This is a genomic window from Pseudomonas sp. BIOMIG1BAC (assembly GCF_001705995.2).
Classification (GTDB): Bacteria; Pseudomonadota; Gammaproteobacteria; order Pseudomonadales; family Pseudomonadaceae; genus Aquipseudomonas; species Aquipseudomonas sessilinigenes.
This window is the reverse complement of sequence record NZ_CP049045.1, coordinates 1,007,569-1,032,687: the sequence shown is the minus strand read 5'-3', so window position 1 is coordinate 1,032,687 and position 25,119 is coordinate 1,007,569. Positions and strand designations below refer to the sequence as shown.

Annotated in this window: 24 protein-coding genes and 2 pseudogenes; 16 read left to right on the top strand and 10 right to left on the bottom strand. The window is 63.6% G+C overall.

Going from position 1 to position 25,119, the window contains the following annotated elements:
• Positions 1-62: 62 nt before the first annotated feature.
• Positions 63-1,412 (bottom strand): aspartate aminotransferase family protein, encoded by a 1,350-nt coding sequence (locus ATY02_RS04685; protein WP_068585443.1) that lies wholly within the window; start codon positions 1,410-1,412, stop codon positions 63-65.
• A gap of 123 nt (positions 1,413-1,535) precedes the next feature.
• On the opposite strand from ATY02_RS04685, the gene ATY02_RS04680 reads away from it, so the two are divergent.
• From ATY02_RS04680 to ATY02_RS04670, 3 genes are all read left to right on the top strand, one after another.
• The gene (locus ATY02_RS04680) at positions 1,536-2,456 is read left to right on the top strand and encodes a LysR family transcriptional regulator (RefSeq protein WP_068585447.1); all 921 of its coding nucleotides are present in this window, start codon (positions 1,536-1,538) and stop codon (positions 2,454-2,456) included.
• Between the two features lie 260 nt (positions 2,457-2,716).
• Positions 2,717-3,385 (top strand): TetR/AcrR family transcriptional regulator, encoded by a 669-nt coding sequence (locus ATY02_RS04675; RefSeq protein ID WP_068585449.1) that lies wholly within the window; start codon positions 2,717-2,719, stop codon positions 3,383-3,385.
• Positions 3,386-3,389: 4 nt separating this feature from the next.
• Positions 3,390-3,971, top strand: a complete 582-nt coding sequence (locus ATY02_RS04670; RefSeq protein WP_068585453.1) for an IMPACT family protein — start codon at positions 3,390-3,392, stop codon at positions 3,969-3,971.
• 356 nt (positions 3,972-4,327) lie between these two features.
• Here ATY02_RS04670 and ATY02_RS04665 read toward each other — a convergent pair whose 3' ends face one another.
• A complete protein-coding gene (locus ATY02_RS04665) occupies positions 4,328-4,765 on the bottom strand; it encodes a hypothetical protein (protein ID WP_068585501.1) in 438 nt (145 codons plus the stop codon).
• An 84-nt stretch (positions 4,766-4,849) separates the two neighbouring features.
• Here ATY02_RS04665 and ATY02_RS04660 point away from each other — a divergent pair, with 84 nt between their 5' ends.
• The 4 genes from ATY02_RS04660 (at position 4,850) to ATY02_RS04645 (ending at position 8,584) form a co-directional block, all read left to right on the top strand.
• Positions 4,850-5,200 (top strand): MerR family transcriptional regulator, encoded by a 351-nt coding sequence (locus tag ATY02_RS04660; protein WP_068585456.1) that lies wholly within the window; start codon positions 4,850-4,852, stop codon positions 5,198-5,200.
• Positions 5,201-5,225: 25 nt separating this feature from the next.
• Positions 5,226-5,909 carry an SDR family oxidoreductase gene (locus tag ATY02_RS04655; protein WP_068585458.1) on the top strand — a complete coding sequence of 228 codons (684 nt, stop codon included), beginning with the start codon at positions 5,226-5,228 and terminating at the stop codon, positions 5,907-5,909.
• Between the two features lie 197 nt (positions 5,910-6,106).
• A complete protein-coding gene (locus tag ATY02_RS04650) occupies positions 6,107-7,465 on the top strand; it encodes an 8-oxoguanine deaminase (RefSeq protein WP_068585460.1) in 1,359 nt (452 codons plus the stop codon).
• Between the two features lie 282 nt (positions 7,466-7,747).
• On the top strand, positions 7,748-8,584 hold the full coding sequence (locus tag ATY02_RS04645) for a formylglycine-generating enzyme family protein (RefSeq protein WP_228022252.1): 837 nt from the start codon (positions 7,748-7,750) through the stop codon (positions 8,582-8,584).
• On the opposite strand, the gene ATY02_RS04640 is transcribed toward ATY02_RS04645, so the two are convergent.
• Positions 8,581-9,669, bottom strand: coding sequence for a calcium:proton antiporter (locus ATY02_RS04640; RefSeq protein WP_068585467.1), 1,089 nt, complete (start codon positions 9,667-9,669; stop codon positions 8,581-8,583). The genes ATY02_RS04645 and ATY02_RS04640 overlap by 4 nt on opposite strands.
• Positions 9,670-9,936: 267 nt before the next feature.
• Between ATY02_RS04640 and ATY02_RS04635 the strand changes: the two genes are divergently transcribed.
• Positions 9,937-10,890: an adenosine deaminase gene (locus ATY02_RS04635; RefSeq protein ID WP_053132184.1), complete on the top strand. Its 954-nt coding sequence runs from the start codon at positions 9,937-9,939 to the stop codon at positions 10,888-10,890.
• Positions 10,891-10,975: 85 nt separating this feature from the next.
• Here the strand turns inward: ATY02_RS04635 and ATY02_RS04630 are convergent, their stop codons facing one another.
• On the bottom strand, positions 10,976-12,346 hold the full coding sequence (locus ATY02_RS04630) for an MFS transporter (RefSeq protein ID WP_068585470.1): 1,371 nt from the start codon (positions 12,344-12,346) through the stop codon (positions 10,976-10,978).
• Between the two features lie 173 nt (positions 12,347-12,519).
• Positions 12,520-13,431, bottom strand: a complete 912-nt coding sequence (locus ATY02_RS04625; RefSeq protein WP_068585471.1) for a LysR family transcriptional regulator — start codon at positions 13,429-13,431, stop codon at positions 12,520-12,522.
• A 117-nt stretch (positions 13,432-13,548) separates the two neighbouring features.
• Between ATY02_RS04625 and ATY02_RS04620 the strand changes: the two genes are divergently transcribed.
• The 3 genes from ATY02_RS04620 to ATY02_RS04610 all read left to right on the top strand — a co-directional run bounded on the left by ATY02_RS04620 (position 13,549) and on the right by ATY02_RS04610 (position 15,208).
• Positions 13,549-13,842, top strand: a complete 294-nt coding sequence (locus tag ATY02_RS04620; protein WP_068585474.1) for a putative quinol monooxygenase — start codon at positions 13,549-13,551, stop codon at positions 13,840-13,842.
• Between the two features lie 31 nt (positions 13,843-13,873).
• The gene (locus ATY02_RS04615; RefSeq protein WP_068585478.1) at positions 13,874-14,887 is read left to right on the top strand and encodes a zinc-binding alcohol dehydrogenase family protein; all 1,014 of its coding nucleotides are present in this window, start codon (positions 13,874-13,876) and stop codon (positions 14,885-14,887) included.
• A gap of 144 nt (positions 14,888-15,031) precedes the next feature.
• Positions 15,032-15,208: a hypothetical protein gene (locus ATY02_RS04610; RefSeq protein ID WP_164487263.1), complete on the top strand. Its 177-nt coding sequence runs from the start codon at positions 15,032-15,034 to the stop codon at positions 15,206-15,208.
• A gap of 1 nt (position 15,209) precedes the next feature.
• On the opposite strand, the gene ATY02_RS04605 is transcribed toward ATY02_RS04610, so the two are convergent.
• Positions 15,210-16,406: a multidrug effflux MFS transporter gene (locus ATY02_RS04605; protein ID WP_068585481.1), complete on the bottom strand. Its 1,197-nt coding sequence runs from the start codon at positions 16,404-16,406 to the stop codon at positions 15,210-15,212.
• 93 nt (positions 16,407-16,499) lie between these two features.
• Positions 16,500-16,697, bottom strand: a complete 198-nt coding sequence (locus ATY02_RS04600) for a heavy-metal-associated domain-containing protein (protein WP_022642104.1) — start codon at positions 16,695-16,697, stop codon at positions 16,500-16,502.
• A 146-nt stretch (positions 16,698-16,843) separates the two neighbouring features.
• Between ATY02_RS04600 and ATY02_RS04595 the strand changes: the two genes are divergently transcribed.
• From ATY02_RS04595 to cueR, 3 genes are all read left to right on the top strand, one after another.
• Entirely contained in the window at positions 16,844-17,227 is a 384-nt protein-coding gene (locus ATY02_RS04595; RefSeq protein WP_068585484.1) for a hypothetical protein, read from the top strand.
• 139 nt (positions 17,228-17,366) lie between these two features.
• Positions 17,367-19,763: a heavy metal translocating P-type ATPase gene (locus ATY02_RS04590; protein WP_068585487.1), complete on the top strand. Its 2,397-nt coding sequence runs from the start codon at positions 17,367-17,369 to the stop codon at positions 19,761-19,763.
• A complete protein-coding gene (cueR, locus tag ATY02_RS04585) occupies positions 19,760-20,164 on the top strand; it encodes a Cu(I)-responsive transcriptional regulator (protein ID WP_068585490.1) in 405 nt (134 codons plus the stop codon). The genes ATY02_RS04590 and cueR overlap by 4 nt, the downstream gene beginning before the upstream one ends.
• A gap of 170 nt (positions 20,165-20,334) precedes the next feature.
• Here cueR and ATY02_RS04580 read toward each other — a convergent pair whose 3' ends face one another.
• Both ATY02_RS04580 and ATY02_RS04575 read right to left on the bottom strand, forming a co-directional pair.
• On the bottom strand, positions 20,335-21,231 hold the full coding sequence (locus ATY02_RS04580; RefSeq protein WP_068585493.1) for a PA4780 family RIO1-like protein kinase: 897 nt from the start codon (positions 21,229-21,231) through the stop codon (positions 20,335-20,337).
• A 131-nt stretch (positions 21,232-21,362) separates the two neighbouring features.
• A pseudogene (locus tag ATY02_RS04575) lies at positions 21,363-21,642 on the bottom strand (acetyl-CoA C-acyltransferase); the annotation flags it as partial.
• Between the two features lie 244 nt (positions 21,643-21,886).
• Here ATY02_RS04575 and ATY02_RS04570 point away from each other — a divergent pair.
• Positions 21,887-22,363: pseudogene (locus tag ATY02_RS04570) on the top strand (MaoC/PaaZ C-terminal domain-containing protein); the annotation flags it as partial.
• A gap of 6 nt (positions 22,364-22,369) precedes the next feature.
• Here the strand turns inward: ATY02_RS04570 and ATY02_RS04565 are convergent.
• Entirely contained in the window at positions 22,370-22,819 is a 450-nt protein-coding gene (locus ATY02_RS04565; RefSeq protein ID WP_068585498.1) for a DMT family transporter, read from the bottom strand.
• A 412-nt stretch (positions 22,820-23,231) separates the two neighbouring features.
• On the opposite strand from ATY02_RS04565, the gene ATY02_RS04560 reads away from it, so the two are divergent.
• Positions 23,232-24,956 (top strand): collagen-like triple helix repeat-containing protein, encoded by a 1,725-nt coding sequence (locus tag ATY02_RS04560; RefSeq protein ID WP_068577118.1) that lies wholly within the window; start codon positions 23,232-23,234, stop codon positions 24,954-24,956.
• Positions 24,957-25,119 lie beyond the last annotated feature (163 nt).

Genomic DNA, 25,119 nt, shown 5'->3' with positions numbered 1-25,119 from the left:
GGGAAGAAGGAAGGAGCCGGCGCGAACCACTTCGCACCGGCTGCTATATAAGAAGGATCGGATCAGTCGAGCTTGTTCAGCACCTCGCCAACCGCGTCGAACAAGCGGTCGAGATCCTGGGGCTTGCTGTTGAAGGTCGGGCCGAACTGCAGGGTGTCGCCACCGAAGCGCACGTAGAAGCCGGCTTTCCACAAGGCCATGCCAGCCTCGAACGGCCGCACGATCGCATCGCCATCACGAGGCGCGATCTGGATCGCCCCCGCCAGGCCGAAGTTCCGGATGTCGATCACGTTCTTCGCGCCCTTGATGCCATGCAGTGCCTGCTCGAAATGCGGCGCGACCTCGGCCACGCTCTGCACCAGGTTTTCCTTTTGCAGCAGGTCCAGGGCCGCCAGGCCAGCCGCGCACGCCACCGGGTGCGCCGAATAGGTATAGCCGTGGGGGAATTCCACCGCGTACTCGGGAGTCGCCTGATTCATGAAGGCCTGGTAGATCTCGGAGCTGGCAATCACCGCGCCCATCGGGATCGCACCGTTGGTGACTTGCTTGGCCACGCACATCAGGTCCGGCGTCACGCCGAAGCTGTCAGCGCCGAACATCGCGCCGGTACGACCGAAGCCGGTGATCACTTCATCGAACACCAGCAGGATATTGTGCTGGTCGCAGATCTCACGCAGACGCTTGAGATAACCCTGTGGCGGTACCAGCACACCCGCGGAACCGGCCAGCGGCTCGACAAACACCGCGGCGATGTTAGACGCATCATGCAGCTCGATCAGCTTCAACAGCTCATCAGCCAGGGCAATACCACCCTGCTCCGGCATGCCACGGGAGAAGGCGTTGCTAGCGAGCAGGGTATGCGGCAGGTGGTCGACATCCATCATCGCCTGGCCAAACAACTTGCGGTTGCCATTGACCCCGCCCAGGCTGGTGCCGGCGATGTTCACGCCATGATAACCACGGGCCCGACCAATCATTTTGGTCTTGGTCGGCTGGCCCTTCAGGCGCCAGTAGGCCCGCACCATCTTCACCGCGGTGTCAGCACACTCGGAGCCGGAATCGGTGAAGAACACATGGTTCAGGTTGCCCGGAGTCAAGGCGGTGATCTTTTCCGCCAGCTGGAACGACAGCGGATGGCCGTACTGGAAACCCGGCGAGTAATCCAGGGTGCCCAACTGCTTGCTCACCGCCTCCTGGATTTCCTTGCGCGAATGCCCCGCACCACAGGTCCACAGGCCGGATAACGAGTCATAGACCTTGCGCCCCTTGTCATCCACCAGCCAACTGCCTTCGGCGCCCACGATCAAGCGCGGATCACGCTGGAAATTGCGGTTGGCGGTGTAGGGCATCCAGTGAGCATCAAGCTTGAGCTGACTGGCCAGGGACTGTTGAGCGTTTTCCGGCATGTTCATGGGCAAAACCTCGCAGGGCAATGAAGCGGCGTAGGAATGAAGCGTTGTTGCAGCTACGTTGCCACGGCTATAAAGTCGGTGAAATCCAACTTTAATAACCTTCAGTCAGCCCCCCACTAAACTATGAGCCTTCGTCGAGCCGATCCTCTGGCACAAGTCAGTGACTTTGATATCCGCCTCTTGCGGATCTTTCGCAGCGTGGTGGAGAGCGGAGGCTTCTCCGCCGCGGAAACCGTACTCGGCATCGGCCGCTCGGCCATCAGCCAACAGATGAGCGACCTGGAACAACGACTCGGCCTGCGCCTGTGCCAACGCGGGCGCGCCGGTTTTTCCCTGACTGAAGAAGGCCGCGAGGTCTATCAATCGACCCTGCAACTGCTCAGCGCCCTGGAAAGCTTTCGAACCGAGGTCAATGGCCTGCACCGCCATTTGCGCGGCGAGCTGATCATCGGCCTCACCGACAACCTGGTGACCCTGCCCCACATGCGCATCACCCACGCCCTGGCGCAGTTGAAGGAGCGCGGCCCGGACGTGCAGATCCAGATCCGCATGATCGCCCCCAGCGAGGTCGAGCAAGGAGTGCTCGACGGCCGCCTGCACGTGGGGGTCGTACCTCAGGCCAGCGCCCTGTCCGGCCTGGAATACCAACCCTTGTACGACGAACGTTCGCTGTTGTACTGCGCGGTCGGCCACCCGCTGTTCTATGTGGATGACAAGCAACTGGACGACCAGCGTCTCAACGACCAGGAGGCCATTGCCCCGACCTTCCGCCTGCCAGCCGAGATCCAGGCCCGCTACCAGGCGCTGAACTGCACCGCCAGCGCTTCCGACCGCGAAGGCATGGCCTTCCTGATCCTCACCGGGCGCTACATCGGCTACCTGCCGGACCACTACGCCAGCCTATGGGTACAGCAGGGGCGGCTGCGGGCCTTGAAGCCCAAGTCGCGCTTCTATGACCTGAACCTGTCGACAGTCACCCGCAAGGGACGACGCCCGCATCTGGTCCTGGAAAGTTTCCTGGAAAGCCTGGCGGCCACCCGGTAGCCAGCCAATGCCGATCAGTTAAGGAAAGAGTAGGGGCGAGGCTTGCCCGCGATGGACTTCAGAGCGCTGCGTTTATCCAGTCGATACGCACTACCGTTGAGGACCATCGCGAGCAAGCTTCGCTCCCACAGAGGATCAACTCGATCAACCGACTGGCATTAGCTGCCTTGCCCGGCTTTTGTCGCACCAAGGCTTGTCTGTTCCAGTGCGGTGCGCTATCAACGCACAGGCTGTCCCCACAGACTCGCTCGGAAACCCCCATGACCTTTGACGTCCCCGCCCACAGCGCTCACCTTCCAGGCAAACCCGCCAGCCGCATCCGGCAGAAGAATGAAGAAGCCATCATCCAGGCTGCCGAAGACGAGTTCGCCCGCCACGGCTTCAAGGGCACCAGCATGAACGCCATCGCGCAGAAGGCCGGTCTACCCAAGGCCAACCTGCACTACTACTTCAACAACAAGCTGGGTCTGTACATTGCGGTCCTGAGCAACATCCTCCAGCAGTGGGACAGCACCTTCAACAGCCTCACCGCCGAGGACGATCCCGCCGAGGCGCTGACCCGCTACATCCGCGCCAAGATGGAGTTTTCCCGGCGCCAGCCACAGGCCTCGCGCATCTTCGCCATGGAGATCATCAGCGGCGGTGAATGCCTCAGCGAATACTTCAGCCAGGACTATCGCACCTGGTTCCAAGGCCGGGCCGGGGTATTCCAGGCCTGGATCGACGCCGGCAAGATGGACCCGGTGGACCCGATGCACCTGATCTTCCTGCTGTGGGGCAGCACCCAGCACTATGCCGACTTCGCCAGCCAGATCTGCCGCGTCACCGGCCGCAGCCGCCTGACCAAGCAAGACATGGAAGCCGCCACCGACAACCTGCTGCGTATCATCCTCAAAGGCTGCGGCCTGCCCTCCCCCCAGAAAGATTGAGCCCATGCCCTTTACCCTGGCCGGCCTTTGCGAATACCGCGAGGAAATTCGCAAAAGCCGCTTCATCACCTTCGCCGCCCCCATCACCAGCGCCAGCGAAGCCCAGGCCTTCATCCAGGCGCACAGCGACCCGGATGCCTCGCACAATTGCTGGGCCTGGAAGCTGGCCGACCAGTACCGCAGCAGCGACGACGGCGAACCCGGCGGCACGGCCGGACGACCGATCCTGGCCGCCATCGAAGCCCAGGACTGCGACCAGGTAGCGGTTCTGGTGATCCGCTGGTACGGCGGTATCCAGCTGGGCACTGGAGGCCTGGCCCGGGCCTATGGCGGCGGCGCCAACAAATGCCTGCAAGGCGCCGAACGCATCGCCCTGGTCAACCGGGTGCCGTTGCGCTGCGCTTGCAGCTTCAGCGAACTGGCCCTGGTCAAGCTGCGAGTCGCCGAGCTGGGCGGCCTGCTGGTCCAGGAAGACTTCACCGCCAACGGCGTGGAACTGCAACTGGCCCTGGGCGAAGAACAGATCGGCACCCTGCAGCAACAATTGGCCGACCTGAGCCGTGGACGCATCCTGCTGCAACGCTGAGCGCCGGCTTCGCGCTTGTGCATAACCGCGCCAGGCCACGGCAATTGCCCACATCTACTGTGCACCCGGCTGTGGATAACCTGAGTACACCAGGCTGCAGCCCTTTTGCACCGTGACTTTACCGGCATTGATCGTTTTTCGTCCAAAGCCCTGCCCAGAGAATTTTTTGCAACGCAAAACAGCGGCTTAGCTTGGTTTATCGCACTTGGAAGATAGCCCCGCCGGGCTTATGCCCAAGTTTCGCTCTTGCACACAAATACTGTGGAGCAAGCTGTGGATAACCCGTGCAACGCTGCGTGTACCGCAGGTTGCACAGGGCCTGAGCGCTACTGCTCACTTTTTATCCAACCCCAGGTTCACTGCGGCGAAGGCACCGGCGGGAACTCGCCCCCATGGCTATCAGCGCGCACTGGCAACCACTGGGCCACACCCCAGGCCAGCTCGAAGAACAGGAACACACCAATCAACATCGTGCCCCCCTGGGCCAGGGCATACGCCATCCAGGTGGCGAACAGGAAGCGTCCCAGCGCGTCATAACGACCGAATGCCGGTTGTGGATCGCGAATCCGCAACAGCGACCACACGCAGACGATCGATCCCATCAAGTTGGCCAACAGCATATGCATGGGCTGGAATGGCGGCAGGTCCCCCGGCAGATTCAGTGCCAGGGCCAACTGCCCCAGCAGCCCATGCAAGGCCAGGAAGCTCCAGGGCGTCACAAAGGCCATCGTCATCAACAGGTCGTACCAACCGCTGGCCCGGACCAATTTTCGGTATTGCGCGTTCGTCCACATCATCAATCGCTCCATGGATTCAAGGAGCGCGCAGGCTAAAGCCTGGAGTATGCTCCAAGGTCAACCCCCTTCGAGTCCCCCTTAATGCGTATTGGAGAATTGGCCAGCGCCTGCGCCGTCAGCCGCGACACCCTGCGCTTCTATGAGCAGCGCGGGCTGATCGCCCCAAAGCGCAGCGCCAACGGCTATCGCGACTACCCTTCCGACATGGTCCAACTGGTGCTCTATATCAAGACCGCGCAACGCCTGGGCTTCAGCCTCGGGGAAATCAGCAGCAGCGTCGGTGCCCTGTGGCGCAGCACCAAGCCGGACCAGGCCGTTGCGCAATTGCTGCAAGACAAGCTCAACCTGATCGAAACCCGCATCAACGAACTGGACCACTTGCGCCGCGAGCTGCAACAAAGGCTCGGGCAAGCCTGTCCACTGAATCCCTGATCTTCATCCACCAAGGAGCCTCACTATGTCCACGGCAAAAACCGCACTGATCATCGGCGCCTCCCGGGGCCTGGGCCTCGGCCTGGTCCAGCGCCTGCTCGAAGACGGCTGGCAGGTCACCGCCACCGTGCGCAACCCGCACAAGGCCGAGGCCCTGCAAGCCCTGGGCAAGGTGCAGATCGAACAACTGGACATGGACGACCAGCAGGCCGTGCTCGCCTTGAGCCAGAAACTCAAGGGCCAGGTGTTCGACCTGCTGTTCGTCAACGCCGGGGTCAAGGGCCCGGACAACCAACTGCCGGGCCAGGCCACCCAGGCCGAGGTCGGCCAGCTGTTCTTCACCAACGCCGTGGCGCCGATCAACCTGGCCCAGCGTTTCATCGGGCAGATCCGTCCCAATACCGGCGTCCTGGCGTTCATGAGCTCGGTACTGGGCAGCGTGACCATGCCGGACGCTCCCGAGCTGGCGCTGTACAAGGCCAGCAAGGCGGCCCTGAACTCCATGACCAACAGCTTCGTCAGCCTGCTCGAACAACCATTGACCGTGCTCTCGCTGCACCCGGGCTGGGTCAAGACCGACATGGGCGGTGAAGGCGCCGACATCGACGTGCTGACCAGCACTCGCGGCCTGATCGCCCAGGTCAATGCCTACACCGGCAAGGGCGGCCACCACTTCATCAACTACAAGGGCGAGACCATTCCCTGGTAACCCCGGAACAGGTGGCCGCCGCCACAACCTGCGGCCACCTTCGGCAAAGGCTCTGGAGCCGGGCCCCGGACAGCGGTTTTGTCCCCCGGCAAAACTTTCGCTAGACTGCGCCACTCGCCCCACGGCGACCCTGGATCAGCAGACAGGGCAACACTGAGCTGGCTAACCTGAACCCACTTTCAGAGGAGCCGGCCACCATGCCTGCGACCCGTATCTGGTTAAAAAATCCCTTGGCCATCTTCACCGGCAACGCCCTGGACGCCCGCGGCGGCCTGGTGCTGCAAGACGGCCTGATCGTCGAGATCCTCGGCCTCGGCCAACAGCCCGCAAGCCCCTGCCAGGAAGTCTTCGATTCCCGCGAACATGTGCTGCTGCCGGGCCTGATCAACACTCACCATCACTTCTACCAGACCCTGACCCGGGCCTGGGCCCCGGTGGTCAACCAGCCGTTGTTCCCCTGGCTCAAGACCCTGTACCCGGTCTGGGCCCGCCTGACCCCGGAAAAACTCGCCCTGGCCACCAAGGTGGCGCTGGCCGAACTGCTGCTCTCCGGCTGCACCACCGCCGCCGACCATCACTACCTGTTCCCCGACGGCCTGGAAAACGCCATCGACGTGCAAGTCGAAGCCGTGCGTGAACTGGGCATGCGCGCCATGCTCACCCGCGGTTCGATGAGCCTTGGCGAAAAGGACGGCGGCCTGCCACCGCAACAGACCGTGCAGGAGGGCCAGGTGATTCTCGACGACAGCCAACGGCTGATTCAGCAGTACCACGAACGTGGCGCTGGCGCGCAGATCCAGATCGCCCTGGCACCCTGCTCGCCGTTCTCGGTGACCCCGCAGATCATGGCCGCCAGCGCCGAAATGGCCGAGGCCCTGGACGTGCGCCTGCACACCCACCTGGCCGAGACCCTCGACGAAGAAGACTTCTGCCTGCAGCGCTTCGGCCTGCGCACCGTGGACTACCTGGACAGCGTCGGCTGGCTCGGCCCGCGCACCTGGCTGGCCCACGGCATCCACTTCAACCCGGACGAAATCGCCCGCCTCGGGCAGGCCGGTACCGGCATCTGCCATTGCCCAAGTTCGAACATGCGCCTGGCGTCCGGCATCTGCCCCAGTATCGAGCTGACCGACGCTGGCGCGCCGTTGGGCCTGGGCGTGGACGGCTCGGCGTCCAATGACGCCTCGAACATGATCCTCGAAGCGCGCCAGGCGCTGTACATCCAGCGCTTGCGCTACGGCGCCGAGAAGATCACCCCGGAGCGCGTTCTGGGCTGGGCGACCCGGGGCTCGGCAAGCCTGCTGGGCCGCACCGACATCGGTGAACTGGCGGTGGGCAAACAGGCGGACCTGGCCTTGTTCAAGCTCGATGAACTGCGTTTCTCGGGTAGCCACGATCCGGTTTCGGCACTGCTGTTGTGCGGTGCGGGTCGGGCGGATCGAGTGATGATTGGCGGCAAGTGGCGGGTGCTCGATGGCCAAGTCGAAGGGCTGGACCTCAAAGGCCTGATCGCCGATCACAGTCAGGCAGCCCGGCAACTGATCGCCAATACCTGATCCATGCCTCCAGCGGCGAGGGAGCAGATCCCTCGCCTGCGCTCCAAACCGGATCAGCCTGGGGAAACATGGTAGTTTGCGCCCTCAAAATAGCTGTCATAGGGACATTACGTGAGACACAAGCACGGACTGGCGCTTTGCGTCGCGCTGCTGATTTCAGGCTGTAGTAAACAGGAGGTTGCAGGTCCCGCCAGCAAAGTACTGCCACCTGCAAAAGTTGCCGAAATAGCTTCCACCATCAACCGCAAGTACCCGGACCTCTCCGCGCAAAACCGCGCTGCCGTGCTGAGCACGGTCGTCCGCTCGCTGGACAACATGGTGCGGATTGAAGGTGGCGAATTCCAGATGGGCGATTTCGGTTGGCCCCCTGGCTTCGACCCACATGCCTTGTGCCAATGGCCCTGCGGCGTGGACCCGGCGAAAATGGAGCGGATCAGCCTCGAGGTCGATGACGACTTCGTCCACCCCGTCAAATTGAGCAGCTATTACCTGTCCTCGCTGCAAACCACCCTGGGCGATTTCGATCTGTTCTTCCTCGCGCAAGGCAAGCCGCCATTCGACGCGGCCCTGCGTAACCGCGCCGAAATGCAGCACCTCTACCAAAAGAACCTGCCCGCCCCGGCGTCTCGAGACTGGCAAGAAGCCAAGGATTACTGCGGCTGGCTGGCAGAACTCAGTGGTTATCCGGTCGATCTTCCGACCGAGGCCCAATGGGAATATGCGGCGCGCAACCGTGGCCAGCCGGTGATGTTCGCCACCGACAACGGCAACCTGGACTACGGCCGCAACTTTCCGGCACCCGACGACAACCAGACCTTCGCCGTGGACCGGTTCGTGCCCAACCCCCTGGGCCTCTACAACCTCACCGGCAATGCCAGCGAATGGGTCAACGATTGGTACGACAAACACTACTATCGCGAGTCTCCCGTGGAGAACCCGCAGGGGCCGCAAACCGGCATTTATCGGGCGCAACGTGGAGCGAACAACGTGTCTGCCAACGACCCGACCTTCTCGCCTTCGGCCAGCACCGTGCGTCGTTGGCGTTGGGGAGCACTCGCGGCCTGGAATGCCCCCGGTGTCAGCTTTCGCTGCGCCATCCAGTCGGCACAGCCGCTTTAAAGCCCGAGCAGCGAGAGCATGATGAAGGTGGCGAACAGCACGAAGTGAGTCATGCCTTCGATGGCGTTGGTTTCGCCATCGTTGAGGTTGATCGCGCTGACAATCAGGGTGATGAACACCATCACCGTCTGCACCGGCGTCATGGCCATCTGGAACGGCTGGCCGGTGTACAGGGCCATGGCCTCCATCACCGGCACCGTCAGGATCACCGTCGACAGGGAGGCGCCCAGGGCCACGTTGACTACCGACTGCATGCGGTTGGCCAGGGCTGCGCGCAACGCGGTGAGGATCTCCGGCGCAGCGGAAATCGCCGCCACCAGGATCGCCGTGATCACCGGTGGTGCACCGGTGCCTTCCAGGCCCAGGTCCAGGGTCTTGGACATCACCTCGGCCAGGGCGCCGATCACCACCACGCCGAACACCAGGATGCCGATGCTCCAGGCCAGGTTGACCGCATGGGGCTGCGCCTGGTCTTCCTTGGCCCGGCGTTTTTCCGGATAGCTGTAGCTGAAGAAGTAACTATGAGGCCCGACCTGCATGCGCAGGAACAGGGTGTAGAGCACCACCATCGCGCCGATGGTGAAGGCCGAGTAGACCTTCCAGTCGCTTTCGGGAATGAACTCCGGCACCACCATCGACACGCCCATGGCGGTGAGGATCATCACGCTGTAGGTCCGTGCCGAATCGTCGTTGTAAGGCTGCTCGCCATGCTTGATGCCGCCCATCAGCGCGGCCAGGCCGAGGATGCCGTTGATGTCCAGCATCACCGCCGAGTAGATGGTGTCGCGCACCAGGGTCGGCGAAGCCTCGTTGCTCATCATGATCGCCAGGATCACCACCTCCACCAGCACCGCCGCCAGGGTCAGGATCATGGTGCCGTAGGGGTCGCCGACCTTTTCCGCCAGCAGCTCGGCGTGATGGGCCACCCGCATCGAAGCCACGACGATGAAGCCGATGAGCACCAGCCCAGCGAGCAGGGCGATGCCCTGGCCACTGTTGAGCAAGAGGTGTTCCAGGGGATAGGCGGCCAGGGCAGCCAGTAGCGCAAGCAGCAGGAGCTTTTCTTGCTTGAGGGAAGTGAGCATTGCAATCCTTTGACGGAAATAAAAACGGACATAGAAGATGAGCTGAAGACCGCCGCGAGTCACTAATGTTTCGTTACATACTCGCCCCTGAGTGCAAGTGAAGCCCCCTCGCCCTCGGTCAGGTTTTATCGGACATTCGCGCCGGCCACTGTAGAATGGCGGCTTTTTCACACCCGGCGAGCACCGCGAGCCAATGGCCAGGCCCCACAGAAGGGCACCGTCCAGCACCAGGCTTCTCGCCGCTCCCGCACCTGATGAGACAACACCATGTATGACTGGCTGAACGCCTTGCCCAAGGCTGAACTGCACCTGCACCTGGAAGGTTCCCTGGAGCCCGAGCTGCTGTTCGCCCTGGCCGAGCGCAACAAGATCGCCCTGCCCTGGAGCGACGTCGAGACCCTGCGCAAGGCCTACGCCTTCAACAACCTGCAAGAGTTCCTCGACCTGTACTACCAGGGCGCCGACGTGCTGCGCACCTCCCAGGACTTCTACGACCTGACCTGGGCCTACCTGCTGCGCTGCAAAGAACAGAACGTGATCCACACCGAACCCTTCTTCGACCCGCAGACCCACACCGACCGTGGCGTGCCTTTCGAAGTGGTGCTCAACGGCATCGCCAGCGCCCTGAAGGATGGCGAGCAGCAACTGGGCATCACCAGCGGCCTGATCCTCAGCTTCCTGCGCCACCTGAGCGAAGAAGAAGCGCAGAAGACCCTCGACCAGGCCCTGCCGTTTCGCGAAGCCTTCGTCGCCGTGGGCCTGGACAGCTCCGAGATGGGGCATCCGCCGAGCAAGTTCCAGCGGGTGTTCGACCGGGCCCGCGCCGAGGGTTTCCTGACCGTGGCCCACGCTGGCGAAGAAGGTCCGCCGGAGTACATCTGGGAAGCCCTGGACCTGCTCAAGATCCAGCGCATCGACCATGGTGTTCGGGCCTTCGAGGACGAGCGGCTGATGCAGCGGATCATCGACGAGCAGATTCCGCTGACCGTCTGCCCACTGTCCAACACCAAGCTCTGCGTGTTCGATCACATGTCCCAGCACAACATCCTGGAAATGCTCGAGCGTGGCGTGAAGGTGACGGTCAACTCCGATGACCCGGCCTACTTCGGCGGCTACGTCACCGAGAACTTCCATGCCTTGTACACCGACCTGGGCATGACCCGGGAACAAGCCCAGCGCCTGGCCCAGAACAGCCTGGACGCCCGCCTGGTCAAGCCGTAAGGCCAGCCTGCCAGAGTCGCTGCCACAGGCAGCACCCTCCCCGGCGCCCTCTTGCAAGGGCGCCGGGGGCTACGCAACGCCCCCTCTACACCTCGCTCAATTCCTCCAGGGTCCGGCCCCGGGTCTCCATCCCGAAGCGCCAGACCACCGCCGCCGCGACCACGAAGCACACCGCCCCCAAGGCGAACACGCCCCCTTGCCCGGCGACCGGCAACACCAGCCCCGTCACCAAGGGCCCCAGCAACGAACCGATACGGCCAACTGCCGAAGCGAACCCCGAGCCCGTGGCCCGGGCCGAGGTCGGATACAGCTCCGGGGTGTAGGTGTAGAGCACCGCCCACATGCCGAACAGGAAGAACTGCATCAGCAACCCGGTGCCGATCAGCAGGCTCGCATTGCCGCCGAACACCGCGCTTTGCCCATACAAGAAGGCCATGATCCCGCCACCGAGCAAGGTGACGATGCACACCGGCTTGCGCCCCCAGCGCTCCACCAGCCAGGCGGCCATGAGGAACCCCGGGATCCCGCCCAGGGAAATCAGCACCGTGTAGTACACCGACTGGGTCACCGCGAAACCGGACTGCTGGAGCAACGCGCTGAGCCAGGAGGTCAGGCCATAGAACCCCAGCAGGGCGAAGAACCACAGGCTCCAGATCATCACCGTGCGCTGGCGATACTGCGGCGACCAGATCTGGCGCAACGCAGAGAAAAACTGCCCTGGCGCGCTCTCTATGCGTGGCAGGCGCACTGGCTCGGGCAACTGGCTGGTGCCCAGGGATGCCCGCACTTTGTCCTCGATGCCTTGCAGTACCCGGTCGGCATCGGCATGGCGCCCGGCCTGCTCCAGCCAGCGCGGCGACTCGGGAATGAAGAAGCGGATCGCCAGCACGAACACCGCTGGGATCGCCAGCACCAGGAAGATGTCGCGCCAGCCGATCAACGGCAGGAGGAAGTACGACAGCACCCCGGCGGCGACGAAACCCAAGGGCCAGAAACCATCCATCAAGGCGATGTAGCGTCCGCGTCGTTGCGCCGGGATCATCTCCGAGAGCATCGACTGGGCGATGGGAAACTCCATGCCCATGCCGATTCCCAGCAGTACCCGGAACAGGGTCAGGCTGTCCACATCCTGGGCCGTGGAGCACAGGTAGCTGGCCACGCCCCAAAGCACGATGCTCCACTGGAACACCGGCTTGCGACCGAAACGGTCGGCGAGCATTCCCGATAGTGACGCCCCCAGCACCATGCCGAAGAAACTCGAGCTGGCCAGCAGGCCGGCCTGGGCCGAGCTCAAGCCGAACTCGGCTTTGATCGAGCCCAGGAGGAAGGTCATCATCGCCAGGTCCATGGAGTCGAAGAAGAACGCCAAGGCGATGATGATGAAGATCAGCCGGTGATAGCCGCTGATGGGTAACCGCTCCAGGCGCTCCGCAGCGCTGTACTTCTGTATGCCCATGCCCCGTCCCCCACAGTCGAATGCTTGACCGTCGGAGTGTGCGGGATCGAGACCGGGGCTGATTGCCGAGGGCGACCTGCCCGCATCCACCAGCGACGCCCAGGGGCGAAGCGCCGGATGGCTGGGCGATGCAGTGGGAGGGTTATGTCCTGGGGGTGCTATTCGTGGCAGAGCTATACCGGGCGGCGAGCGCTGATCTCGGCGCAGCGTCTTTGCAGCAGATCGCGCAACAGCTTCACCGGTTTGCTCAGGTGCGCCCGATGGGTGCAGAGCAGGTTCAGCGACGCCCGCTCGCAGGTCAGCTCCGGCAGCAGCACCTGCAGGCGCCCCTCCAGCACATCGGCGGCCACGTCCAGCCAGGACTTGTAGACGATCCCGGCCCCGGCCAAAGCCCAGCGCCGGACCACATCGGCATCGTCGCTCAGGCGGTCGCCACTGACGCTGAGGCTCACCTCGCGCTTGCCGTCATGAAAGCTCCAGAGATCGTGGGCCCGGCTATCGAGCATGTACAACAGACAGTTGTGCTGGGCCAGCTGCTCCAGTTGGCGCGGCTCGCCATGGCGCGCCAGGTAGCCGGGAGCGGCGCACAGCACCCGGCGGTTGTCCGGGGCTACCGGCAGGGCTACCAGGCTGGAATCCTCCGGTTCACCGTAGCGCAGGGCGATGTCCACTGGCTGGCGGAACAGGTCGGCAATCCTGTCCCCCAGCAACAGGCGCACGCTGAGCTTGGGATGCTCGCGCTGGAACTCGTCGAGCCAGGGCAGCAGCAAATTGCGCCCAAAGTCCGAGGGAGCGGAAAGCTGCAACACGCCACTGACCTGGTCCTGCCCGCTGGCCAGCAGGCGCCGACCTTCATCCAGGTTGCCCAAGGCGGCGCGGGCGTATTCGAGAAAACCCTCGCCCTCGGCGGTCAGACGCAGGCTGCGGGTGGAGCGAGCCAATAGGCGTGCGCCGAGGTGGTGCTCAATGCGCTTGAGGGCAGCGCTGGCCACCGCCGGCGAAAGGTCCATGACCCGGGCCGCCGCCGACAGGCTGCCCAGGTCGGCGGCACGCACGAACAACTGCAGATCATCGAATCGCAACACGGCCAGCCTCGGATTATCAAAAAAACATTGAAAGAGACTGCTCTTTTAGCCGGTTTTACCGTGCACAGAAATAGCCAATCATCTCTCCATCGTCCAATTCCACCGAGGAATACCCCGATGTCCGAGCCCTTCACCGCCATTGCCACCCTGGTCGCCCGGCCTGGCCAGCAGCACGTGTTGCAACGCGAACTCAGTGTCCTGGTGGCGCCCAGCCGCGCTGAAGCCGGCTGCCAGTATTACCAACTGCACCAGGATGCCGAGCAGCCAGGCACCTTCTACGTCCTGGAGCGCTGGGATAACCAGGCGGCCCTGGACCTGCACAACGGCACCGCACACTTCCAGGCCTTCCTGGAACATACCCGCGATGCCCTCGAACACTTCGAACTCAAGCGCCTGCAACTGATCGCCTGACCCTCTTCAATCGCCTTACAAGGAACCCATCATGAAAGCCATCGCCTACTACCAATCGCTGCCGATCGACGATCCACGCGCCCTACAAGACATTGAACTGCCGGAGCCTACCCCCGGCCCTCGCGACCTGCTGGTGGAGGTCAAGGCCATCTCGGTCAACCCGGTGGACACCAAGGTGCGCCGCAACGTCCAGCCCGAAGGCGGGGCCGCCAAGGTCCTGGGGTGGGACGTGGCCGGAGTGGTCAAGGCCGTGGGCAGCGAGGTCAGCCTGTTCAAGGCTGGCGACCAGGTGTTCTACGCCGGCTCCATCGCCCGCGCCGGGGCCAACAGCGAAGTGCACGTAGTGGATGAACGCATCGTCGGCCACATGCCCAAGAGCCTGGGCTTTGCCGAAGCCGCCGCCCTGCCGCTGACGGCGATCACCGCCTGGGAATTGCTGTTCGATCGCTTGCAGGTCAGCCAGGACCCACAGATCAAAGACCAGAGCTTGTTGATCGTCGGCGCCGCTGGCGGCGTCGGTTCGATCCTCACCCAGCTGGCGCGCCAACTGACCGGGCTCAAGGTGGTCGGCACCGCCTCCCGCGAGCAGACCCAGGCCTGGGTGCGCGAGCTGGGCGCCCATGCCGTGGTGGATCACAGCCAGCCACTGAGCGCCGAGCTCAAGCGCATCGGCATCGAGCAGGTGACCCACGTGGCCAGCCTGACCCAGACCGACGCTCACCTGGACCAACTGGTGGAAGCCCTGGCGCCACAGGGCAAGCTGGGACTGATCGACGACCCGCAGAGCTTCGATGTGACCAAGCTCAAGCGCAAGAGCCTGTCGCTGCACTGGGAACTCATGTACACCCGCTCGCTGTTCGAGACTCCCGACATGCAACAGCAACACGTGATCCTGACGCGGATCGCCGAGCTGATCGATGCTGGCACCCTCAAGACCACGGTCGGGGAACATTTTGGCCGGATCGACGCCGCCAACCTGCGCCGTGCCCACGCGCTGCTGGAAAGCGGCAAGGCCAAGGGCAAGATCGTCCTGGAAGGTTTCTAGAGCCGTAATGGGCGGCCTCCAGCCGGCGATAAAACGCAGCGGCGGCCGCCAGTCCGAGAATTGATTTCGGTCATATTCATGACCGTATTCAGGTCTACACTGGGGTCCCTTGCAGCGCGCTCTTTTACCGTTAGGAGGTCAGCAATGAAGATCCTGATAAAAGAATTGGCAACCCCTCAAGGCTCCCAGTGGCAGGTGCGTCTCGACCAGCATGCGGTAGCGTTCCGCAGCGAAGCCGAGGCGCGGGCTTTCGCCCAGACCCTGCAAGCCAGGCTGCAGGCACCTCATTCGATTCCCCAGCCCCAGCGCGCCGTCGGTTGATTCAGAGCCCGGCGGTCTTCAGTGCCCGGGCATTCTGCAAACGCCGGGTCATGACCGCCATGCTCACGGCCAGCACGCCACATAGGCAGATGACCATCGCCATTGGCGTGGCGCTGCCATCGTGCAACACCCCCACCAGGTAAGCCGCTCCCGCGGCGACACTGAACTGCAGGCACCCCAGCAGCGCCGAGGCGCTGCCGGCCCTGGCTCCCTGGCCATTCATGGCGCAGGCCGCGGCGTTGGGAATGATGCAGCCCAGGCTCGCGATACACACGAACAGGGGCACCAGCAGTGGCCACAGCGCCTCGGTGTGCAAGGTACTGACACCCAGCAGGGTCAGGCCCGCCGCCAGATAGATCCACACGGTGCGCGCCAACAGGAAAGCCGGCCCGCGCTTGGCCAACAGCCGTGCATTGACCTGGGCCACCAGGATGAATCCACCGGCATTGATGCCGAAGAACCAGCCAAAGTGCTCGGCCGGCACGCCATACAACTTGATGAGGACAAAGGGCGAACCGGCGATGTAGGAGAACATGCCGGCAATGGCGATACCGCCGGTCAAGGCATGGCCCAGGTACACCCGGTCCTTGAGTAGCAGGCCGTACTGGTACAGCGCACCGGACAACGGCAGGCGCGGCCGATCCGCCGGCATGCTTTCCGGCAGGCCCAGGGCGACGGCCAGTCCGGACAGCGCGCTGAACACCGTGAGCATGATGAAGATCGATTGCCAGCCATGCAGATTGACCAGCAGGCCACCGAGCATCGGTGCCAGGATCGGTGCCAGCCCCATGACCAGCATCAGTTGCGAGAACACCTTGGCCGACCCTACGGCATCGCATTTGTCGCTGACCACCGCGCGGGAAATCACCATGCCGGCGCATCCACCCAGGGCCTGGACGAACCGCGCGCCGATCAGCCATTCAAGGCTCGGCGCATAGGCACAGGCCATCGACGCCAGGGTAAACAAGCCGACTCCGGCCAATAGCGGCAAGCGCCGGCCAAAACGATCGGCCAGCGGCCCATAGGCCAACTGACCGATGGACAACCCCAGGAAGTAGGCCGCCAGGGTCAACTGGACATGTTTTTCATCAGTGCCGAAAGCCTGGGCCATCGCCGGGAAAGCCGGCAGATAGAAGTCGATGGCCAATGGGCCGAAAGCGCTCAGGGCGCCGAGAATCAGGATAGTGCGCAGGTTCATGGCATCCAAACGAACGTCGGGTCAGCGGTCCGACAGTTTATCCGCGCTTGGACGCCTTGAACATTCAGGTAGGTCGCTAACGATTAAAAAGACTCAAGCTACCTGCACTGCATAACCTTCTTCGCTGATCAGGCTGATCACCTCATCGTTGGACAACCGGCTCTCGACCCCCACTTCCTTGGCCGCCAGGTCCACCCGTACCGTGGCCGCAGGGTCCTTGCTCTGCAGGGCCTGGGTGATGGCTCGCACGCAGTGGCCGCAGGACATGCCTTGAACGTTGAATACTTGCATTGCGCTTCTCCTGTATTGAGGTTGGGCAAGAGTCTTGTCCTTGCCACCATGGCAAGGTCAAGTTCCTGATCGACCTGCCGGGCTGGAAATCAGCGCCGCGCTCGGCCAAGCTGCACCATTAATGTCATCACAGCGGAGATTCAGCCATGCGCTGGTCAACTTTCAGTCTCGTCGGCCTGCTGGGCCTTTTCGCGGCAGCGCCACCGGCACTGGCCGCCGGAGAGGATTACGGCGTACTGATCATTTCCAGGGAGCGACTGGAGGTTGCCACCTCCTGCGAAATCGGCCTGTATATCCAGGACCAGCTCGCCGGTCGACTGTTCCAGGAGCAGAGCACGTCCTTCAACCTGCCTGCGGGCAAAGTAGCGCTGAGCCTGAAACTGCTGCCGAGCCAGGCACCGGGATGCAGCGCCGGCATGCTGGCCCCGAACACCCAGGAGATCAGCCTCAAGGCCGGCGACGTACTGAAGTTCCGCATCGCCACCAGCCCCTCGGGCATGTACCTCAAGCCCGCGGCCCTGGAATACTGACCGCCCGCCTGGTGCCCTTGGCGCCAGGCCTTTCCCGTCCCGCTCCTGGGACAAAATGAAGCACCCCTGCAATGCCCCTTGACCTTGCCTGCATGGCAAGGTTGATCCTGTGGCCACTTGTCTACAGGGAGTGCTCCCGATGTCCGATTCAATCACCTTCAACCTGCCGATCGCCGGCATGACCTGCGCCAGCTGCGCCGGACGCGTGGAGCGCGCCCTGGGCAAGGTCGCCGGAACCCGTGCGGTGAGCGTCAACCTGGCCACGGAACAGGCCCGTATCGAGGCACCGGACGGCAGTCTCCCGGACTTGCTGGCCGCCGTGGAGAACGCCGGCTACAGCGTGCCGGTACAGAGCCTGGAACTGAGCATCGGCGGCATGACCTGCGCCACCTGCACCGGTCGCGTGGAGCGCGCCTTGAACAAGGTGGCGGGAGTACGCAGCGCCAGCGTCAACCTGGCCACCGAGCGTGCCCACCTCGAGCTGCTGGGCCAGGTCGATCCGGCGCAGTTGATCGAAGCCGTAACCAAAGCCGGTTATTCCGCCAGCCTGTGGCAGGCCGAGCAACGCCATGACGGCGATCCCGGGCAACACCTGCGCCGCGAGCGCTGGAGCCTGGTACTGGCCATCCTGCTGGCCCTGCCGCTGGTATTGCCAATGCTGGTAGAACCCTTCGGCCTGCACTGGATGCTACCGGCCTGGGCCCAATTCGCCCTGGCCACCCCAGTGCAATTCATCTTCGGCGCACGCTTCTACGTGGCGGCCTGGAAAGCCGTACGCGCCGGCAGCGGCAACATGGACCTGCTGGTCGCCCTGGGCACCAGCGCCGGCTACGGCTTGAGCCTGTACGAATGGGCCAGCGCCACGCCGGGCAGCATGCCGCACCTGTACTTCGAGGCCTCGGCGGTGGTCATCGCCCTGGTGCTGCTGGGCAAGTACCTGGAAAGTCGCGCCAAGCGCCAGACCGCCAGCGCCATCCGCGCCCTGGAAGCCTTGCGGCCGGAACGGGCGATCCAGGTGATCGACGGCCGCGAACAGGAAGTGGCCATCAGCGCCCTGCGCCTGGGCGACCTGGTGCTGGTCAAGCCCGGCGAGCGCTTTGCGGTAGACGGCGAAGTCGTCGAGGGCCAGAGCCATGCCGACGAAGCCCTGATCAGCGGCGAAAGCCTGCCGGTGCCCAAGCAGCCTGGCGACAAAGTCACCGGCGGTGCGATCAACGGCGAAGGCCGCCTGCTGGTGCGCACCCAGGCCCTGGGCGCGGAAACCGTGCTGGCCCGGATCATCCGCCTGGTGGAAGACGCCCAGGCCGGCAAGGCGCCTATCCAGAAACTGGTGGACAAGGTCAGCCAGGTGTTCGTGCCCACCGTGCTGGTGCTGGCGCTGATCACCCTGGTGGGTTGGTGGCTGTACGGTGCGCCCCTGGAAACTGCCGTGATCAATGCCGTGGCCGTACTGGTGATCGCCTGTCCTTGTGCCCTGGGCCTGGCCACCCCCACCGCGATCATGGCCGGTACCGGCGTCGCGGCCCGCCACGGCATCCTGATCAAGGATGCCGAAGCCCTGGAGCGGGCCCATGAGGTGACATCCGTGGTCTTCGACAAGACGGGCACGCTGACCTCGGGTACACCTCGTATCGCCCACCTGCAGGCCCTGGAAGGTAGCGAAGACACCCTGCTGCAACTGGCCGGTGCCCTGCAGCGCGGCAGTGAACACCCCCTGGCCAAGGCCGTGCTGGACCTGTGCGAGGAGCGCCAGTTGCCAGTGGCCGATGTCAGCGCCAGCCAGGCCCTGACCGGCCGCGGCATCGCCGGCACCCTGGACGGCCGCCCATTGGCCCTGGGCAATCGCCGCCTGCTGGAGGAAAGCGGCTTGAACCCGGGTGACCTGGCCCAGGTGGCCAAGGACTGGGAACATGAAGGACGAACCCTGTCCTGGTTGATCGAACAGGGCGCCCAACCGCGCGTGCTGGGCCTGTTCGCCTTTGGCGACACCCTCAAGCCCGGCGCCCTGCAAGCGGTGCAGCAACTCAAGGCCCGGCATATCGATAGCCACCTGCTGACCGGTGACAACCGCGGCAGCGCTCGGGTGGTGGCCGAGGCCCTGGGCATCAGCGACGTGCACGCCGAAGTGCTGCCTGCCGACAAGGCCGCCACCGTGGCCGAACTGAAGAAAAGCGGCGTAGTGGCAATGGTTGGCGACGGCATCAACGATGCTCCGGCCCTGGCCGCCGCGGATATCGGTATCGCCATGGGCGGCGGCACCGACGTGGCCATGCACGCGGCCGGCATCACCTTGATGCGTGGCGAGCCGCGCTTGATTCCCGCCGCGCTGGAGATCAGCCGCAAGACCTACGCGAAGATCCGCCAGAACCTGTTCTGGGCCTTCGTCTATAACCTGATCGGCATCCCCCTCGCAGCCTTCGGCATGCTCAACCCGGTATTGGCCGGCGCCGCCATGGCCCTGTCCAGCGTCAGTGTGGTGAGCAATGCGCTACTGTTGAAAACCTGGAAACCCAAAGACCTGGAGAACGCCGGATGAACATCGGCCAAGCAGCGCGCAAGAGCGGCCTGAGCGCCAAGATGATCCGCTACTACGAGTCCATCGGCCTGCTCAAGCCGGCCCACCGCAGCGACAGCGGCTATCGCCTGTACGGCAATGACGACCTGCACAGCCTGGCATTCATCAAGCGCTCCCGGGACCTGGGCTTTTCCCTGGAGGAAGTGGGCAAGTTGCTGACCCTGTGGCAGGACCGCCAGCGGGCCAGCGCCGATGTGAAGGCCCTGGCCCGCCAGCACATCGATGAGTTGAACCAGAAGATCCGCGAGCTGGCAGGCCTGCGCGACACCCTGCAGGACCTGGTGGAGCACTGCCATGGCGACCACCGCCCGGACTGCCCGATCCTCAAGGAACTGGCCTCCGGCAGTTGCTGCGGGCCTTGAGTGTGAAATGCTTCGTGTAGCCGCTGCCGCACAGGCGCGCAGCACTCGCAAGATCGAGTCCTGAAGGTCCTGCGGGCCTTGGCGCAGCCTCGCAGGCTCGACAGCGACTACAGGGTGCCAAGGTGGTCTGCAGAAATGAAAAATCCGGCCTGGGCCGGATTTTTCATGGGTCACTGCATCCAGGGCGGAGGCGGTGGCTCGTCGGATTTGCCCGGCGGTCTTTCGTCCTCCGCACGAGCGGCCCGGCGACGCTCCTCGTCGAAACGCGCCGCTTCGATTTCACGCATCACGCTACCGACATCCGCCTGCTCCTGGGCCTCGGCGAACTCGCCCGTGAGCACACTGTCCGGATGCAAGGTGCCGGCCTCGTAGAGCGCCCACATTTCCTTGGCATAGCGGGTGCGCTTGAGCTCCGGGGCAAAGCGCCCGAAGTAGGCGGCCATGTTGCCCACATCGCGCTCGAGCATGCTGAAGGCATGGTTGTTACCGGCAGCATCCACGGCCTGGGGCAGGTCGATGATCACCGGTCCTTCCGGCCCCAGCAGCACGTTGAACTCGGAGAGGTCGCCATGCACCAGGCCGGTACACAGCATCAGCACGATCTGGGAAATCAGGAAGGCGTGGTATTCACGCGCCTGCTCCGGCTCCAGCACCACATCGTTCAGGCGTGGCGCAGCATCGCCATACTCGTCGGCCACCAGTTCCATGAGCAGCACGCCTTCGAGGAAGTCGAACGGCTTGGGTACCCGGACCCCGGCATTGGCCAGGCGAAACAGGGCGGCCACCTCGGCGTTCTGCCAGGCCTCCTCGGCTTCCTTGCGCCCATACTTGGAGCCCTTGGCCATCGCCCGGGCCTGGCGGCTGTTGCGCACCTTGCGCCCTTCCTGATACTCCGCCGCCTGGCGGAAACTACGCTTGTTAGCCTCCTTGTAGACCTTGGCGCAACGTATCTCCTTCCCGCAGCGCACCACATACACAGCTGCTTCCTTACCACTCATGAGTGGGCGCAGCACCTCGTCTACCAGACCGTCTTCGATCAGCGGTTCAATGCGTTTTGGAGTCTTCATCAGCTTTTATTCTGGTTCCCTTGTTACCAAACACGCGAAAGTCACTCGTTATACGGCAATCCTCCCACGCCGGGAAAGAGCTGCCGATCAACGCCCCTCTACAATGCAGTCAATAAGCAGACCAACACCCTTCAACGCTCGATGATCGCCGTCACGCCCTGCCCTCCCGCGGCACAGATCGAAATCAACCCGCGCCCCTGTCCCGCCAGCCACGCTCAACAACTTCGCCAAGTTGGCAACGATGCGCCCGCCCGTGGCGGCAAAGGGGTGACCGGCCGCCAGGGAACGGCCCTTGACGTTGAGCCGCGAACGATCGATATCGCCCAGCAGCGCATCGAGCCCCAGCCGGGTCTTGCAGTATTGCGGGTCCTGCCACGCCTTGAGCGTGCAGAGCACCTGGGCGGCAACTGCCGCCGATGCTCGCAACGCGACGTAGCCAAGTCACGGAAAGCGCCTTGTTTTGTAAGTGCTACTGCGCTGCCCCCCTAACGCAGCGTAGGTATTCCCCTGGTAGCGGCAGGACAAAGCCTCTGAGCGAACACCCCGGGGCCATTCGCGGTCCACTCTTTGAACCCCAGCTTGCGGAGTGCGTTCCATGTCCGATCGTTAAATCGACTTCGCCTTCGCCAACTCGGTCATCGGCAAGCGCCTGGTTGCGAGCTTCGACCTGGTGACCAGCATCGACGACCTGCTGGGCCCGCTCTGGGAAGCCCGGAGCCGATTCCTCTGCCGGGGCATCAAGCTGGCAGGAGAACCGCCGGGCTTATCCCTGCCCAGCCACCAGGGGCTGCTGGAAACCGATCACTGGACGGCCGAACACGATATCGGTCGCCTCTATGCCAAGGTATCCGGCAACTACAATCCCATTCACTTGAGCGCCTGGAGCACCCGCTTGTTCGGTTTTCCCCAGGCCATCGCCCATGGGCTATGGAGCGAGGCACGAACCCTGGCGGCGTTGCAGGAACATCTGCCCACAGCGAACCTTGAGATCACGGTGCGCTTCATCAAGCCCGTGCTGCTGCCCTCGCCGCTCCGGCTCCTGGCCAGTGCCGCCGGGTCCAGCGGCGAACTGCAACTGCTGGGCAAGGGCGAGTTGCAGCACATGCAAGGAGGTTGGCAACCGATTGCCTGAACTCCGTCAGCCGCGGCGGATCAGCACCACCCCGGCAACGATCAGCAGCAATCCGGCAATCTTGCCGAGGCTGATCGGCGCTTCACGAAATCCCACCCAGCCAAAGTGGTCCACAGCCAGGGCCATGCTCAATTGGCCGGCCAATACCAGTGCCATGAACAGCAAGGCCCCGATCCGTGGCCCGGTATACGCCGCAACGGTGATGAAGAACGCCCCCAACAAGCCGCCGCACAAGTGCCACCAGGTCAAACCCTTGAGGGCATTGAGCGACGGCACCTCACGTTGCAGCAGCACCAGCGCCAGCAGTGCCATCGTGCCGACAAAGAAGGAAATCATGGCCGCAGCCAGCACGCTGTCGACCTGTTTGGCCAACTGGCCATTGATACCGGCTTGCAAGGCAAGGAAGGCACCCGCGACAAACGGCAAGCACAACAGCCACCAGACGGGATTGGGCATCACAAGCTCCTGGAGTTTTTAGGGCGCGCATTATAGGCCAGGCCTTCGAGCCCACAAGCAGGCGGTAGTGAGCACCAGACAGCAGGCTTCAGGGGTATTGAAGAACCGCAAGGATGACTATTAATTGTGTGTATATAACTTTCGTTTTATGCGGGCTTTTATTTTTTTAGGAAAATACAACATGTTGTTTTAAATGGCTTTTAAACAAAATACATCATTAAAAACACTTTAAGACTAATCCTTTACAACAGCCCTGGTGCTCAAAAAAATAAGTCATTAATACCAAGTTCATAATTGTTCAAAGTTACTCCCGGGCCTTTCATCTAGACAACGGACGAAAACATCTCCAGCACAAGAACTGGAGAGCTATCGAAAACAACAACCGTTGTATCGGGTGCAAGGGATAACTGACATGAAAACTCAATTCGCTTGGAAAACAGCAACAGCCCTGGCCATGATCCTGACCCTCAGCCTGGCAGGCTGCAGCGGCGGTGGCGGCCACAAGAGCGGTGGCAGCAGCTCCTCATCCCCGGCCGCAAGCGGCGGCACAGATGGCGGCTCGGGCGGTACTGGTGGTGGAACCGGCGGGACCGGTGGTGGCACTGGTGGCACTGATGGTGGAACCGGTGGTACTGGCGGCGGCACCGGAGGCACTGACGGTGGAACCGGTGGTACTGGTGGCGGCACTGGAGGCACAGGTGGCGGCACTGGCGGTACTGGCGGCGGCACCGGAGGCACCGGTGGCGGAACCGGCGGTACTGGCGGCGGCACCGGAGGCACGGGTGGCGGAACCGGCGGTACGGGCGGTGGCACTGGCAGCACAGGCACCCCCCTGACGACCAGCAGCCTGGTGTCGGACCTGGGTACCACTGTCAGTGGCGTAGGTAGCGGCGTCAGCGGCGTGGGCAATTCCCTGGGCAGTACCCCGGTAGTAGGAGGAATAGTGCAAAGCGCCGCCAACACCGCCGGTAATGTGGTGGACAGCGTCGGCAGCGGCTTGACCAATGGCCTGGGCACACTCGGCACCAATCCCAACGCCCTGAGTACCACGACTGCCACCGCTGGCAACGTCGTCAGTGACGTCGGCACCGGTGTCACCGACCTCAGCGGCAAACTGGCCACCACCACCCAAAGCGTGCCGGTGGTTGGAGGCCTGGTCAGCCGGGTCGCACCGGCCCTGGGAGGCGTCGGCACCCAAGTGACCATGCTCGGCAACACCCTGAGCACGGCCACCAGTAGCGGCCCGCTAGGCACCCTGACCAACGATGTGGGCAACAAGGTCCTGGTGCCCGTGGTCAGCCTGGCAGAAGGCCTGACAGGCAAGGTCGGCAGCGCTACAGGCCTGGGTACCCCCGTCAGCGGCCTGCTCAATGGCGTGGCCCAGGCAGTCGACACCACCGGTGGCAAGGTCTCCGGTGCGGGCAATGGCAATCCCGTGACCGGCCTGCTGGGCAACACCTTGAGCAATGCCAGCACCGCAGTCGGGGCCGCTGGTGGCTATGTAAGCACCTCGGGCAGCGGCACAGGCGGTACAGGGGGTGTCGGTGGCAACACTGGCCTGCTGGAAACCGTGGGTGGCGCAGTGGCCAACCTGAGCAACGGCCTGAATGCCGGCAACACCAACGGTACCGTCAGCGCCGGTGGCGTCACCGGTGCCTCGGGCGGCGGCCTGGTGGCTTCGGTCGGTGGTGCATTGGGCGGCAGCGGTACTCCCAACCTGGCAGCCACTGCACCACTGGCCACCGTCGGCGCCAATGTCGGTGCAGCCTTGAACCCGGTCACGACTCAAGTAAGCGGCGTGACCCAGCAAGTCGGAGCGGCCACCGGCCTCGGTACTCCGGTCAACGGCCTGCTGGGCCAAGTGGGTGGAGCGGTCAGTAACGTAGGCACCGCTATCGCTGGCGGCACCGGAGGCAACCAAGTCGGCGCCGCGCTGGGCGGTACCGTGAACGCGGTGGGCAGCACCGTGGCCTCGGTGGGTGGCCTGGTAACCGGCGGCACCCCCAGTGGAGGCACTACCAGTGGCGGCCTGCTGGGCGGCCTGGGTGCCACCGGCACCACCAACGGCAGCGCCGCTACCGGCCTGGGCGGTGTCGTCGGCGGCCTGACCGGAGCCCTGGGCGGCACCTCAAAATAATTTGCACCTGGCCGATTCGACGGCCCCACCTACAGCGCCTACGCTTGGTTGAAGGCGAGGGATTCAGAAGAGTCTCTCGCCTTTTTGTTATCAGGAGCACTGCAACCTAGCGTCAACCTCGGTTCCAGCACCGAGCGAAAGATTTAGGGCGGGAGCTCCCAGC

Excerpts from the sequence above, each read along its gene's own strand:
- ATY02_RS04610 (WP_164487263.1), top strand. The coding sequence starts at position 15,032 with ATGAAGATCCTGATAAAAGAATTGGCAACCCCTCAAGGCTCCCAGTGG.
- ATY02_RS04600 (WP_022642104.1), bottom strand. The coding sequence starts at position 16,697 with ATGCAAGTATTCAACGTTCAAGGCATGTCCTGCGGCCACTGCGTGCGA.
- ATY02_RS04560 (WP_068577118.1), top strand. The coding sequence starts at position 23,232 with ATGAAAACTCAATTCGCTTGGAAAACAGCAACAGCCCTGGCCATGATC.
- ATY02_RS04660 (WP_068585456.1), top strand. The coding sequence starts at position 4,850 with ATGCGTATTGGAGAATTGGCCAGCGCCTGCGCCGTCAGCCGCGACACC.
- ATY02_RS04580 (WP_068585493.1), bottom strand. The coding sequence starts at position 21,231 with ATGAAGACTCCAAAACGCATTGAACCGCTGATCGAAGACGGTCTGGTA.
- ATY02_RS04675 (WP_068585449.1), top strand. The coding sequence starts at position 2,717 with ATGACCTTTGACGTCCCCGCCCACAGCGCTCACCTTCCAGGCAAACCC.
- ATY02_RS04650 (WP_068585460.1), top strand. The coding sequence starts at position 6,107 with ATGCCTGCGACCCGTATCTGGTTAAAAAATCCCTTGGCCATCTTCACC.
- ATY02_RS04670 (WP_068585453.1), top strand. The coding sequence starts at position 3,390 with ATGCCCTTTACCCTGGCCGGCCTTTGCGAATACCGCGAGGAAATTCGC.
- ATY02_RS04565 (WP_068585498.1), bottom strand. The coding sequence starts at position 22,819 with ATGCCCAATCCCGTCTGGTGGCTGTTGTGCTTGCCGTTTGTCGCGGGT.
- ATY02_RS04680 (WP_068585447.1), top strand. The coding sequence starts at position 1,536 with ATGAGCCTTCGTCGAGCCGATCCTCTGGCACAAGTCAGTGACTTTGAT.
- ATY02_RS04590 (WP_068585487.1), top strand. The coding sequence starts at position 17,367 with ATGTCCGATTCAATCACCTTCAACCTGCCGATCGCCGGCATGACCTGC.
- ATY02_RS04635 (WP_053132184.1), top strand. The coding sequence starts at position 9,937 with ATGTATGACTGGCTGAACGCCTTGCCCAAGGCTGAACTGCACCTGCAC.
- ATY02_RS04640 (WP_068585467.1), bottom strand. The coding sequence starts at position 9,669 with ATGCTCACTTCCCTCAAGCAAGAAAAGCTCCTGCTGCTTGCGCTACTG.
- ATY02_RS04685 (WP_068585443.1), bottom strand. The coding sequence starts at position 1,412 with ATGAACATGCCGGAAAACGCTCAACAGTCCCTGGCCAGTCAGCTCAAG.
- ATY02_RS04620 (WP_068585474.1), top strand. The coding sequence starts at position 13,549 with ATGTCCGAGCCCTTCACCGCCATTGCCACCCTGGTCGCCCGGCCTGGC.
- ATY02_RS04605 (WP_068585481.1), bottom strand. The coding sequence starts at position 16,406 with ATGAACCTGCGCACTATCCTGATTCTCGGCGCCCTGAGCGCTTTCGGC.
- ATY02_RS04665 (WP_068585501.1), bottom strand. The coding sequence starts at position 4,765 with ATGTGGACGAACGCGCAATACCGAAAATTGGTCCGGGCCAGCGGTTGG.
- cueR (WP_068585490.1), top strand. The coding sequence starts at position 19,760 with ATGAACATCGGCCAAGCAGCGCGCAAGAGCGGCCTGAGCGCCAAGATG.
- ATY02_RS04655 (WP_068585458.1), top strand. The coding sequence starts at position 5,226 with ATGTCCACGGCAAAAACCGCACTGATCATCGGCGCCTCCCGGGGCCTG.
- ATY02_RS04595 (WP_068585484.1), top strand. The coding sequence starts at position 16,844 with ATGCGCTGGTCAACTTTCAGTCTCGTCGGCCTGCTGGGCCTTTTCGCG.
- ATY02_RS04630 (WP_068585470.1), bottom strand. The coding sequence starts at position 12,346 with ATGGGCATACAGAAGTACAGCGCTGCGGAGCGCCTGGAGCGGTTACCC.
- ATY02_RS04615 (WP_068585478.1), top strand. The coding sequence starts at position 13,874 with ATGAAAGCCATCGCCTACTACCAATCGCTGCCGATCGACGATCCACGC.